This is a genomic window from Nocardiopsis baichengensis YIM 90130 (assembly GCF_000341205.1).
GTDB classification, from domain to species: Bacteria; Actinomycetota; Actinomycetes; order Streptosporangiales; family Streptosporangiaceae; genus Nocardiopsis_A; species Nocardiopsis_A halophila.
The window spans coordinates 121270-133917 of record NZ_ANAS01000013.1 but is presented as its reverse complement, the minus strand read 5'-3'; the positions used below and the strand labels follow the sequence as shown (position 1 = coordinate 133917).

At 73.2% G+C, this 12648-nt stretch carries 11 protein-coding genes; 4 read left to right on the top strand and 7 right to left on the bottom strand.

Going from position 1 to position 12648, the window contains the following annotated elements; genetic code table 11:
• The first annotated feature begins 1053 nt into the window (after positions 1-1053).
• The gene (locus C892_RS31795; protein WP_017540595.1) at positions 1054-1194 is read left to right on the top strand and encodes a hypothetical protein; all 141 of its coding nucleotides are present in this window, start codon (positions 1054-1056) and stop codon (positions 1192-1194) included.
• 184 nt (positions 1195-1378) lie between these two features.
• On the opposite strand, the gene C892_RS0112860 is transcribed toward C892_RS31795, so the two are convergent.
• The 7 genes from C892_RS0112860 to C892_RS0112830 all read right to left on the bottom strand — a co-directional run bounded on the left by C892_RS0112860 (position 1379) and on the right by C892_RS0112830 (position 10204).
• Entirely contained in the window at positions 1379-1957 is a 579-nt protein-coding gene (locus tag C892_RS0112860; protein WP_017557547.1) for a dihydrofolate reductase family protein, read from the bottom strand.
• A gap of 582 nt (positions 1958-2539) precedes the next feature.
• Positions 2540-4939 (bottom strand): SulP family inorganic anion transporter, encoded by a 2400-nt coding sequence (locus C892_RS0112855; RefSeq protein WP_193374777.1) that lies wholly within the window; start codon positions 4937-4939, stop codon positions 2540-2542.
• A 366-nt stretch (positions 4940-5305) separates the two neighbouring features.
• A complete protein-coding gene (locus C892_RS0112850) occupies positions 5306-6481 on the bottom strand; it encodes a low temperature requirement protein A (protein ID WP_017540598.1) in 1176 nt (391 codons plus the stop codon).
• An 89-nt stretch (positions 6482-6570) separates the two neighbouring features.
• Positions 6571-7041, bottom strand: coding sequence for an ASCH domain-containing protein (locus tag C892_RS0112845; protein WP_239647380.1), 471 nt, complete (start codon positions 7039-7041; stop codon positions 6571-6573).
• A gap of 421 nt (positions 7042-7462) precedes the next feature.
• Complete coding sequence (locus C892_RS0112840) at positions 7463-8629, bottom strand: bifunctional RNase H/acid phosphatase (protein ID WP_017557544.1); 1167 nt, start codon at positions 8627-8629, stop codon at positions 7463-7465.
• Positions 8629-9369 carry a zinc ribbon domain-containing protein gene (locus C892_RS0112835; protein ID WP_017540601.1) on the bottom strand — a complete coding sequence of 247 codons (741 nt, stop codon included), beginning with the start codon at positions 9367-9369 and terminating at the stop codon, positions 8629-8631. The genes C892_RS0112840 and C892_RS0112835 overlap by 1 nt, the downstream gene beginning before the upstream one ends.
• Positions 9370-9385: 16 nt before the next feature.
• Positions 9386-10204 carry a Nif3-like dinuclear metal center hexameric protein gene (locus C892_RS0112830; RefSeq protein ID WP_017557543.1) on the bottom strand — a complete coding sequence of 273 codons (819 nt, stop codon included), beginning with the start codon at positions 10202-10204 and terminating at the stop codon, positions 9386-9388.
• 128 nt (positions 10205-10332) lie between these two features.
• On the opposite strand from C892_RS0112830, the gene C892_RS0112825 reads away from it, so the two are divergent.
• The 3 genes from C892_RS0112825 to C892_RS0112815 all read left to right on the top strand — a co-directional run bounded on the left by C892_RS0112825 (position 10333) and on the right by C892_RS0112815 (position 12568).
• Positions 10333-10848 (top strand): LURP-one-related/scramblase family protein, encoded by a 516-nt coding sequence (locus C892_RS0112825; RefSeq protein WP_017540603.1) that lies wholly within the window; start codon positions 10333-10335, stop codon positions 10846-10848.
• Between the two features lie 110 nt (positions 10849-10958).
• Positions 10959-11690 carry a DUF817 domain-containing protein gene (locus tag C892_RS0112820; protein WP_017557542.1) on the top strand — a complete coding sequence of 244 codons (732 nt, stop codon included), beginning with the start codon at positions 10959-10961 and terminating at the stop codon, positions 11688-11690.
• Between the two features lie 14 nt (positions 11691-11704).
• The gene (locus tag C892_RS0112815; protein WP_026124326.1) at positions 11705-12568 is read left to right on the top strand and encodes a deoxyribonuclease IV; all 864 of its coding nucleotides are present in this window, start codon (positions 11705-11707) and stop codon (positions 12566-12568) included.
• Positions 12569-12648: the final 80 nt, after the last annotated feature.

The window sequence follows — 12648 nt, the reverse complement described above, 5'->3', positions numbered from 1 at the left end:
TAGACATTCCCGAAAGTGCCGGGGGTTGGACGGGGTCAGGTGGACTTGCCGCATGTGGCTACCGCAGGGGCATTTCACCGTGTAGTACTTGGGCGGGTCTTCGACCTTCCAGCCCATGGAGGCAAGCCGTTCAAGGAGCTCCTGCCCCTCCGGTCGCGGATGCTTCCGCCAGTTGCCCAACTCGCTGACCTCTTCAGGCTCTCTTATTATGCGCCCTCTGTCGAGGATGCCAACGTAGCCACCCGTCGAGGTCGGCCGCAGGTGATTCCGGGACTTCCCGACTTCAGGCCTCCTCCGGGCGGCTCACGTGACGAGGGCCTCAGCGGTCACCCGGAGATCATCAGGACGGCGGCGGCCACAGCATCACTGGACACGCCTCGGGCGACGCGTGCCTCTCGCCAGAACAAGGCGGTCGATGCACGCGCGGACCACAGGGATATACAGGTGGGGTCCGCGTAGTGTCAGGACATCGGTCGAGCCGCTCCTCACCCTGTGAACCGGGCCGAAGGCACGCCACGAGCTCCACCTCCTCAGGGGGGAGGGAGGCGGCCAGGAGTCGAAGTTCGGTCCCTCCGTGAGCCGGTACTCCGAAAGATCGGCGTTGTTCATAGGGACGTCGGTGAACACGGCGGCGTGGCGGCGCCCTTCCCCCCTCCTACTCAGGGGGCGTCGGATACCCGGCGATGGCCTGCCCCGGTCGGCGACGGCGAGTCCGTTGTCGGGGGATGGGGTGGACCTGCAGGAGATGTCTGGGGCCTCCGCCTCCTCCACATTCGGCGTGAAGCGCGGGGGACGATGGGGACGGCGACGGTGCGGCGGCTGCGTGGGGCCCTGGACGGTCCTCTCCTGACGGGGCGGAGGCGCTCGGGCACACTCGCTCCCGGCGGCCCCGCAGGAGCTCTGCGGCCGTCCGGGCCTCACTTCAGCGCCACATCCGTGATCGCGACGGGCTGGGAGGGCCGTGTCCCGTTAGATTGGTGCGGTGGGCCGTTCGGCGTCGGCGGACCGGCCCCGCCGAATCGTGACCTCTCCGGGAGATCGGGTGCAGCGCACATGGACATGACCGTGGTCTGGGTGGTGCTCTTCGGACTGCCCGTTCTGGCGATCATCGTGATCGTCGGGTTCGCCCGCTATCAGGCCTCCGAAGTGCAGGAGGACGGCCGGGACGACCGGCCCGAGGCCGAGGCGGAATAGGGCGGGGAACGCGAAGGCCGCCCGGCCCGACGGCGCCCGCGCCCGTCGGTGGGCGGCCGCGGGCGGCGTCGGAGCCGAGGGCGGGGCAGGGCCACGGCGACGGCCCCTCAGGGAACGCGAGGGGCAGCGGCCCCTGTCTCGTCCCCGAAGGCACCCGGGTGCTCCCGTCGTCCGCCCTCACCGGTCAAGCGCCCGCGCCCGGCGGCGCGTCGAGCACCGTGGGCACGTATTCGAGCAGCTGGAGCCGACCGTCGAACGTGCGGCTCTCCACCAGCTCGAGGGTGATGTCGGGATAGGAGTCGAAGATGCGGTCCCTACCGGTGGCGCCGGTGATGACCGGGAAGACGACCACGCGGAAGCGGTCCACCACGCCGGCGCGCAGGAGCGAGCGGCACAGGCTGACACTGCCGATGGTGCGCAGCGGCCGTGGGTCGCTCCGCTTCAGCTCCTTCACGGCCTCGACCGCGTCGCCGGAGACCAGCTCGGAGTTGTTCCACGACAGCGGTGCCTCAAGGGTCGAGGAGAACACGACCTTGGGCAGCGCGGTCAACGGGGCGAGGCCGGGGTCGTCCGGCATCTCGGCGGCGAACCCGGACATCAGCCGGTAGGTCGTCGCCCCCATGAGGGCGACGTGCTCGTGCTCGGATTCCTTCCCGATCTGGGCGAGGTACTCCGGCCCCTCCATGCCCCAGAAACCGGGCCAGCCCTCCGCGGCGCCGTAGCCATCGAGGGAGATGATGAAGTCCACCATCAGAGTCGCCATGGGATTCTTCCTTCCGTCGGGCCGGAGAGGCGTTCCAGCGCCCCCTTGAGGCCCCATCGGCAATGGGTTCGAGAGTCAGACCGGCCGCCGCACAGAAACTCATCGCCGTGGCCCTGAGCGACCGTTCCCCCGCCGAGGACGCGACGCCGGGCGGGGCGCGCCTCGCCGTCCGTCCGGCCGTCGGACCCCGGTGCGCCTAGACGGGCCTCCTCCGGCCTTCAGCCGCCCGGAGGAACCAGGGGCGATCGAGAGTGGTGGAATCACCACTCTCGGCCGTCCAAAGTGGTGATTCCACCACTCTCGATTCACGGAGGGACGTCGGGCGCCTTGAGAGCGGAGCGTCCGTCACGGGCCGGACCGCCCTGGACCTCACGACGGATGCGCCCCAGACACCCGCTCGCGGTGAGCGGCGGGCCCGAGACACGGCACGAGGGCCTCCCGGTGACCGGTACCGGACTCGTGGTCCGCACCGGGCCCGGAAAGCCCTCCCGTTCATGCGGCCCCTGTTTCAGGCCCGCCTGGTCTCCGGCGTTTCAGTTCGATCGGCCGCCACCGACACGCTGGGCCGCCGGGGCGCCGCCCCTAAGCGTGCTCCCGCTCCGGGTGCGGCTCCTGTGGCTCCCCCGGCCCCTGCCCTGCGGAGGTGCCTCGGCCTCCGGTCGGGTCATCAGGTCCGCCCACCGCGCCGATGGGTCCGCGCGGGCCGGGGATCCTTCCCCCGGTCCGGTCCGCGACCGGGACGAACTCGCCCTGGGCCGGATCCAGCACCCGCACCTCGGCGGCGTCCAGATCGTAGAAGAGCCCGGTCAGCTCCAGCAGCCCCTGCTCGTGCCGCCGCCGCACCGCGGGGTAGGTGAGCAGGTTCTCCAGCTGCTGCTCCACGTTGGCCTGGGCCAGGGCCCGCAGCGCCTCCGCCCCGGGGGCCGACTCCAGCGCCTGCGGGGGCGTGCGCTCCAGCGCTGCACGCCCGTTGCCCAGCCACTGCCGCAGCCGCTCGGTACGCACCGCCGCCGGGGCGGTGTGCACGCCGTCCATCAGCGCCTTCATCGCCCCGCAGTGCGAATGCCCGCACACCACGATCGAGGGGACCTCCAGCACCTCCACGGCGTACTCCACGGCCGCCCCCACCGAGGCGTCGCCCCGCTGGTCGTGCGCGGGCACCAGGTTGCCCAGGTTGCGCACGGTGAACAGGTCGCCCGGTCCACTGGCGGTGATCAGGTTGGGCACCACCCGGGAGTCGGCGCAGGTGATGAAGAGCGCCGTGGGGTGCTGGCGGTGCGCCAGGCGGCCCATCATCGCGCGCATCCGCCCGGCGGTGCTGGAGTGGTACTCCTGGGCGCCGGCCACCAGCAGCCCGGTGGCCGGGGCCGAGCTGTCGTAGCCGCCGCGCATCCGCCACGGCGCCCACCAGCGGGCCAGCCCGCCCGGGGCGGTCTTGCCGACCGGCGGGGCGTGCCTGGTGCTGCGCTCGTACCAGTTCTCGTGCACCTCGTCGATGTCGACGCTGCCGCCGGTGCGCTCGTGGTCCACCCGCCAGGCGTGGATGGACTCGAAGGCGGCGTGGTCCATGAAGTCCACGTGCAGGTCCAGGTCGACGTGGCAGCCGGTGGGCAGGGTGCGCAGCATCCGGGCCACCCGCGGCACGCCCAGGAAGGTCAGCGACCCCTGCACCACCACGTGCCACCGGCCGTCGCGCTCCTCGGTGAGCACGGTCAGCCGGGTCAGCCGGCGCAGCGAGACCGCCAGCGCCAGGGCGAAGCCGATGATCACCCCTTCCAGCAGTCCCAGCAGCACCACCGCGGCCAGGGTGACCAGGTAGACGCTGGCCTCGTGGTGGCGGCGCAGGTCCGACAGGTGCCGGGGGTCGACCATCTGCGCCCCGATCATCACCAGCAGGCCGGCCAGGGCCGCCATCGGGATGAGCTCCACCAGCGGGGCGAACAGCAGCACGAAGACGACCACCCAGACCCCGTGCAGGGCGGCGGCCGCCGGGGTGCGGGCGCCGGCGCGCGCGTTGGCGGTGCTGCGCACGATCGCCCCGGAGACCGGGAGCCCGCCCAGGGCCCCGCTGGCCGCGTTCGCGGCGCCCTGGCCCACCAGCTCGCGGTCGAGCCGGATGCGGGGGCCGTCGTGCAGCCGGTCGGTGGCCAGCCCGGACAGCAGCGACTCCACGCTGGCCACCAGGCACACGGTGACCACCCCGATGGCGACCCCGTGCACGTCGGGGCGGTCGGGCAGGACCGGGCCGGTCCACCCGCCGCCCATGGACGCCAGCAGCGAGACCCGCTCGACGTCGAGCCCGGCCGCGACCGCCGCCGCGGTGGCGGCGGTGACCGCCACCAGCGCGGCGGGGACGGCGCGCAGCCGGCGCAGTCCCGGCAGCCGCGGCCAGAGCAGGAGCAGGGCGATGGTGAGGGCGCCCACGGCCACCGCCGGCGGGTGCGCGTCGGCCAGGCGGCCGGGCAGTGCCCGGATGGCGTCCACCGCGGAGCTGGGCGGGTCCCCGCCGAGGACGACGTGCACCTGGGCCAGGGCGATGGTGACGCCCACCCCGGCCAGCATGCCGTGGATGACGGCGGGCGAGACGGCCAGGGCGGCGCGCGCGATGCGCACGGCGCCCAGCAGGGCCTGCAGCACCCCGGCCAGCAGGGTGATCAGGCACATCACCTCCCAGCCGTAGCGCATCACCAGGTCGGCGATGATCACGGTCTGGGCGGCCGAGGGGCCGGTGACCTGGATCCGGGAGCCGCCGAGGAGGCCGGCGACGATGCCCCCGACGGCGGCGGCGATGATCCCGGCCATCAGCGGCGCGCCGGAGGCGGCGGCGATGCCCAGGGAGAGCGGGACGGCGACGAGGAAGACCACCAGCGAGGCGCTGACGTCGCCGACGGGGTTGGAGAGTAAGGGAAGCGAGCGGAGGCGGGCGGCGAGGCCCTGGTGTCCTGGATGGCCGGCGTGTGCTCCCGGGGCGTCGTGACGCATGTGTCCCCCGATCGGGTGTGACGAAATGGCGCTCTGGGGACAGCGGCCCACCGGTGGACGAGGACGCGGGGTGCACGGCGCGCGTGCGGGCACGGCACGCCGGGCGGCCACTCACCGGACGCTGTCAATCACTAAATGTAATCAAGCAGCGATGGGAAAGTGCGGTCGCCAGCGTGATCTTGATAACCATTTTTCACGCCCAGGAGACATCAGGCGGAGGATTCGTCCGGAATCATCCGCCCTTGCCACCGTTTCGTCGGGCCGGGGGGCACCCCCGTCCGACCGCCGGGACAGGCATCGCTTATGGAACCGGGCCGCCCCGCCCGCGTCCTGCCCCGTCGGCGGGGACGCGGGCGGGCGCCGCGGTCAGCCCCCGGCCCGGGCGGTGCGCGAACGCGCGGTCAGGAACGCCAGGGTGCCCATGACCAGCAGCACGGGAACCGTCAGCGCCGTCACCGGCAGCCGGTCGTACCAGGCCAGCCCGACGGCGCCGATGACGAGCAGCACGGCGGCGGCGACCAGCCGGGACCGGGCGACCCTGCTGAAGCGCGACCGCAGGAACATCAGGTTGCCCGCCAGGTAGACCAGTGGGCCCCCGACCGCCACCAGCACGATCGCCGGACTCAGCTCGTGGTGGGTGATCCGCAGCTCGATGGAGACGGCGACGAGGATCGCCCCGAAGACCATCAGCGCGTGCGCGTAGGCGAAGGCGAAGCGCAGCGCCCCCGTACCGCCCTGGCCGCCGGTGACGTCGTGCCCGGCCAGGGCGAAGTAGTTCCACCACAGCACCGTCAGCCCGATGAACCCCAGCACCAGGCTGAACAGGACGCTCGCGCCGGCGACCCCCTCGTCGGACAGGGCGCCGCCCATCAGCAGGATCGACTCGCCCAGGGCGATGATGAACACCAGCCGGTTGCGCTCGGCGAGGTGCTCGGGGTCGGTCTGCCAGCGCTCCATGGGGGCGCTCACCAGGCCGGGGATCGTGAAGTTCACCAGCGGCGCCGCGTAGTCGATGGCCACCGCCAGCAGCCACACCCACAGCCGCTCCTCGGGAGGCAGCAGCGCGCCCACGATCCACACGACCCCGGCCAGCGCGGACCAGGTCACCAGGGCCCGGTAGTTCGCGGCCAGCTGTTCGCCCTTGAACCCGAAGATCATGAAGAGCGGGCGCACGATCCCCATGAACACGAAGCAGCCGGCGAACAGCAGGCCCGAGTCGGAGAAGGCGTAGGGGATGGCCACGGCCATCCCCAGGGAGGCGAGCATGAGCACGGCGTTGAGCAGCTGGACCCGGGTGTTGTTCGGGTTCAGCCAGTTCATCGCCCAGGCGGTGTAGTTCCACCCCCACCAGATGGCGGCGAAGACGATGGCGGTCTCGGCGAAGCCCCTCCAGGTGAGGTGCTCGATGAGCAGGTGCGAGATCTGGATGATGGCGAAGACGTAGACCAGGTCGAAGTAGAGCTCGACGGGTCCGACCTCGGAACGGCGGTCCGCGCGGCGCCCGATGCCGCGCCACGGCGGCGGGGTGGTGTCAGTGGCCATGGACTCATGGTGGAACGCGTGGGAAGAGAAAGCACTGTCCAGGAGGCGTGTCGAGCGACCTCGGGCGGGACCGGGCCCCGGCGCGCGTCCTAACGGCCGCGCCTGCCGCGCAGGTCCTCGACGAGGCGGAAGCGCTGGGCGACCACGAGCGTTCCGTCGTCCACGGTGAACCCGGGCTTCCCGATCGCCTCCCGGTATTCCGCTCCGTGCCAGAACTCCTCGTGCCCCCGGCGCCACCCCTCGGCGTCCTCGTACCCTTCGCCCTCGTCCAGCGCGTGCTGCCGATCCACCCCGGCGAGCGGCAGCACCCGGACCCCGGTCGTCTCGACCACCGCAACGGGCCGGCCGTCGGAGTCGACCACCACCTCCCGGTCGCCGGCCTCCGGCGGCTCCTCACCGGCCTGCTCGAACTCGACGTACAGGCAGCTCGTCGTGGTCTTGTGCCCGGCCAGCACCGCCGCGACCAGCCGGTCCCTCAGCTCACCGGGGAACGCGAACTCGGCGATGGGCAGTGCGGCATATTCGTCGGGCGCTTCATACCGGTCAGGATCGTCCGTCACGCCGACACCGTATCGGCCCCGCCCCGACAGGAACCGGGAGCGGGGACCGGGAGTGGTGGAACCGCCGCTCCCCACGAACACCGGGGAGCCGACCTCCCTGCGGGGCATCCCTTCACTCCCCCAGGGCTCTCACTGGTCCTTTCGGAAGTCGCGCGGGGGACGATCGCGCGGCCGTGGGCTCGCCGGCACGCATCGATAGTGGTGGAATCACCACTCCAGGCCGCCGATAGTGGTGATTCCACCACTATCGATCCCCGCAGGACGGCCCTCGCGGTTTCCGAAAACCTCGCTGAAAGGCGCCTTAACGGGGGTGGGCAGTGCCGTGTCCAGGGGGACAGAAGAGGACATCGACGCGACCGGGTACCGGAGAATACGATGCCGACCGCGCCTGACGCGCGGTCGGCAGGAATGCAGTCGCCCTCTAAACCGACTCCGCCAGATGGTGGGTGTCGTTGAACGACCGCAGCAGCATCGGGCCGTCGCTGAAGACGTCCACGTCCGTCAGGCTCGACACGTCCAAGTGCATCCGGTACAGCGCCTCCACCGGCGCCCCCAGGGCCTGGGCCACCAGCGCCTTGATCGGGGTCACGTGCGTGACCACCAGGACCGTCCGCCCCCGGTGGCGCGCCACCACCTTGTCCCGGGCCTCCCCCGCGCGGCGGACCGCCGCGGCCAGGCTCTCCCCGCCCGGCGGCGCCTGCTCGGGGTCGGCCAGCCAGCGGTCGAGCTCCTCCGGGCGCCGCTCGCGCACCTCGGCGAAGGTCAGGCCCTCCCACGCACCGAAGTCGGTCTCGCGCAGGCCCTCCTCGGTCTCGGGCTCCAGGCCCAGCTCCCCGGCGACGATGCGCGCGGTGTCCACGGTGCGCCGCAGCGGGGAGGACACCACTGCCTCGATGCCCGCCCCGGCCAGGCGCCGGGCGGCCAGGCGCGCCTGCTCCCGGCCGGCCCCGGTCAGCTCGATGTCGCTCGTCCCGGCGAAGCGCCGCTCCACCGACATCGGGGTCTCGCCGTGCCGCAGCAGCACCAGCCGCGTCGGCGCGGTGTCCGGCGCCGCCGACCAGCCGGTCGAGGACGCCGCCCGCGCGGCCGGCGGCTCCTCCCGCCCGGCGGGCTCGGACGGCGGCTCCGGGGAGGGCTCCGCGTCCGCCCCCTCGCCCAGGTCCACCGCACGGCCCTCGGCCGCCGCGTCCATCGCCTCGTTGGCCAGCGCGTCCGCGTCGGCGTTCTCCGCGCGCGGCACCCACTCGTAGACCACCGAGCCCAGCTCCGCGGCCGCCTGGCGCGCCTGCTCGGCCAGCGGGCGCATCGCCGGGTGCTTGACCTTCCAGCGCCCCGACATCTGCTCCACCACGAGCTTGGAGTCCATCCGCGCCACCACCGACGCCCCCGCGTCGATCCGCGCCGCCTCCTCCAGGCCCGCGATCAGCCCCCGGTACTCGGCCACGTTGTTGGTGGCCGTGCCCAGCGCCTGTGCCGCCCGGGCCAGGACCCGTCCCGACGCGGCGTCGCGCACCAGCGCCCCGTACCCGGCCGGGCCCGGGTTGCCGCGCGACCCGCCGTCGGCCTCGACGATGAGCGCGCGGCCCATCACAGCCCCGACTCGGTGGTGCGCACCAGGATCCGCCGGCACTCATCGCACCGCAGCACCTCATCGGCCGGGGCCTGGCGCAGCCGGCCCAGCTCGGCCGTGCTCAGCGCCAGCTTGCAGCCCTCGCACCGGCCGTAGCGCAGCGCCGCCGCCCCCACCCCGTACTGGTCGCGGAGCTTGGTGTAGAGCCCCAGCAGGTCCTCGGGCACCTCCGCGGCCACCCGCGCGCGCCGGTCGCCCTGGGAGGCCTTCTCGCCCTCGATGTCGATCATCGCCGCCGCCCGGCGGTCCTCGGCGGCCTCGCGCTCGCCCCGCGCGTCCTCCAGGTCCTTGCGCAGGCGCGACAGCTCGGCCTCGGCCGCCTCGCGGCGCTCCATCACGCCCAGCACGATCTCCTCCAGCTCCCCCTGGCGGCGCTGCAGCGAGGCGATCTCCGACTGCAGCGACTCCAGCTCCTTGGGGGAGGAGACCTGCCCGGCGTCCAGGCGCTTCTGGTCGCGCTCGCCGCGCGTGCGCACCTGGTCCACGTCCGACTCGGCCTTGCGCTGCTCCCGGTCCAGGTCCGACAGCGCCGTCTCGGCCGCCAGCACCCGGTCCCCGAGCTCGGCGATGCGCCCGTCGAGCGCCTTCACCTCCTCGGTCTCGGGCAGGGTGCGGGCCCGGTGCGCCAGCTGCGCCAGCGCGCTGTCGATCTCCTGCAGGTCCAGCAGGCGCATCTGGTGTTCGGGTTCGGCTTTCACGTGTGCTCAGGACTCCTCAGTACGCCTGCGACCAGGCGTCGGTGACGGTGGCGGATACGCGGGTCTCCACGGTAGCCCCCCGGGCGCCCAGTACGCCCCGCAGGCGCTCGGCGCCGTCGGCCAGCCAGGGCCACTCCCCGGCCCAGTGCGCGACGTCGACCAGGGCCGGGCCTTCGTGCTGGGCGAACTCCGAGGCCGGGTGGTGGCGCAGGTCCGAGGTGAGGTAGGCGTCCACCCCGGCGGCGCGGGCCGCGTCCAGCAGCGAGTCGCCCGACCCGCCGGAGACCGCGACCTCGTGCACGGTCCGGTCCGGGTCGCCGGCCACCCGCACCCCGCCCGCGGTGCGCGGCAGCCCCGCGGCCGCCCGCTCGGCGAACGCGCGCAGCGACACGGGGGCCTCCAGGCGGCCGATCCGGCCGATGCCGCGCCGCCCCTCCGGGTCCGTGGGGTCGGGGTCCAGCGGGCGCAGCTCCCCGGTCAGCCCGACCGCGGCCGCCAGCGCGTCCGAGACCCCCGGCCGCGCCGTGTCGGCGTTGGTGTGCGCGGTGAACAGCCCGATCCCCGACTCGATCAGCCGGTGCACCAGCCGCCCCTTGGGGGTGGTCGCGGCCACGCTCGTCACCCCGCGCAGCATCAGCGGGTGGTGGGTGACCACCAGCTGCGCGCCCCACGCGACCGCCTCGTCCACGACCTCGGCCACCGGGTCCACCGCGAACAGCACCCGCTCCACCGGCCGCGCCGGGTCGCCGGCCACCAGGCCCACCGCGTCCCAGGAGGCGGCCCACGAGGGCGGGTACAGCCCGTCCAGGGCACAGGTCACATCGTGCAGCGTCACAGGGGTGCTCGGAGTACTCACGGACCGCACATTAGCGCCTCCGCGCACCGGTCGGGCGGCGCCGGATCGGCGTACGGCCAGCGCCCGGGAGCCCTCTCCCCCTGCGAGGGGCTCAGTAGGCTCAGGGCATGAAATTCCTCGTCCGCGAACGCATCTTCGACATCGGCGACGACTTCTGGGTGACCGACGAGAACGGCGAACGCGCCTTCTGGGTCGACGGCAAGGCGCTGCGCCTGCGCACCACCTTCGAGCTCAAGGACCCCGAGGGCGGGCTCCTGCTGACCATCCGGGAGAAGAAGCTCGCCATCCGCGACACCATGCGGATCGAACGCGACGGCGAGACCATCGCCACCGTCCGCAGCCACCTGTTCACCCCCTTCCGGGACCGGCTGACCGTCGAGTTCGAGAACGGCGCCGAGTGGGAGGTGAGGGGCGACCTCCTGGACAAGGAGTACACCATCGGCGACGACAACGGTCCGGTGGCCGCCATCTCCCGCAAGTGGTTCTCGCTGCGCGACACCTACGCCGTGGACGTCGACACCTACCGCATCGACGCCGGAGGCGACCCGGCGCTGGTGATCGCCGTCGCCGTGGCCGTCGACGCCATCGGCGAGGACCGGGAGGGGAAAGAGGAGGAGGACTGAGGCCCCCCGCACCCGCCCGCACCGCCGCCGGCGCCCCGGTCCGGTCCGCGGCCCGCAGGACCGGCCGCGCGGCCTCCCGCGGCGCCGCGTGGCTGGTCCGCTTCGGCCTGATGCAGGCCTCCTCCTGCGCCTTCGCCGGACTGCTGCTGGCCGGGCTCGCCCTGTCCACGCTGCTGCCCGCGGCCGTCCCCCGCTACGACGCCCTCCTCGTCTACGGCATCGCCCTGACCGCCGCGTTCTGGGCGCTGCGGCTGGAGACCGGCCGCGAGGTCCTGGCCGTCCTCGGCTTCCACGCCGTCGGCCTGGTCTTCGAACTGTTCAAGGTGCGCATGGGCTCCTGGTCCTACCCCGAGCCCGCCCTGACCAAGATCGGCGGGGTCCCGCTGTACAGCGGGTTCATGTACGCCGCCGTGGGCAGCTACGTCGTGCGCGCCTGGCGGCTGTTCGACCTGCGCCTGACCGGCTACCGCCCGCTCGCCACCGCCGCGGTCGCCGCCCTGGTCTACGTCAACTTCCTCACCCACCACTGGCTGCCCGACGTCCGCCTGCCCCTGGCCGCCGCCATGATCGCCGCCACCTGGGGCGTATGGGTGCACTACACCGTCGGCGCCGCCCGCCACCGCATGCCCCTGGCCCTGTCCTTCGTGCTCATCGGGTTCTTCCTGTGGGTCGCCGAGAACGCCTCCACCCTCATGGGCGCCTGGCAGTACCCCCACCAGGCCGACGCCTGGGCCATGGTGCACCCCGCCAAATTCGGCGCCTGGGCGCTGCTGGTGACCGTCGCCTTCGCCCTGGTCGCCGCGTGGAAGGCCCGTTCGCCGCCCGCCCCCGGCACACCGTAGGCTGGTGACCAGCCATGACGAACACAAAGCACTCGCCCATCGGGGCGCACGTACCCGTGTCCGGAGGCCTGGCCACCAAGGGGCTGGCCTACGCGGCCCAGATCGAGGCCGAGACCGTGCAGGTCTTCGTCGGCAACCCCCGCGGCTGGGCGGTCACCGACGGCGACCCCGCCGAGGACGCCGCGCTGCGCGAACGCACGGACCTGCCGAACTTCATCCACGCGCCCTACCTGATCAACCTGGGCACGCCCGACGACGCCGTCGGCGACAAGTCGCTGTCGGCCCTGGAGCACGCCCTGCGGCGCGGCGCCGAGATCGGCGCCGGCGGCGTGGTCGTGCACACCGGCTCGGCCGTGCGCGGCGGACGCGACGAGGGCCTGGCCCGCATGCGCGCACGGCTGCTGCCGCTGCTGGAGCGCCTCGGCGAGAGCGTGCCCCCGGTCCTGCTGGAGCCCATGGCCGGACAGGGGCAGGTGCTCTGCGCCACCGTCGACGACCTGGTCGACTACCTCAAGGCGCTGGACGACCACCCGCGCGCGCAGGTGTGCCTGGACACCGCGCACGCCTTCGCCGCCGGGCACGACATCTCCACCCGCGCGGGCATGCGCGCGATGCTCGACCGGTTCGGCGAGGTGGTCGGCGCCGAGCGGCTGCGCCTGATCCACGCCAACGACTCCAAGGCCGCGTGCGGCAGCAACAAGGACCGCCACGAGAACATCGGCGCCGGCCAGATCGGGGCCGAGGCGTTCGCCGAGCTTTTCGTCCACCCGGTCAGCGCGGGCGTTCCGCTCACCCTGGAGACCCCGGGCCCGGCCGAACCGCACGCCAAGGACGTCCAGACCCTCAAGCGGCTCCGCGCCGAGGTGACGGAGGGGTAGCCGCTCAGGCCACGGACACTCCCGGCCCGGTCGCGCCTTCGACGAACGCGACGAACCCGTCGAAGGCGCGGCCGGGCCGG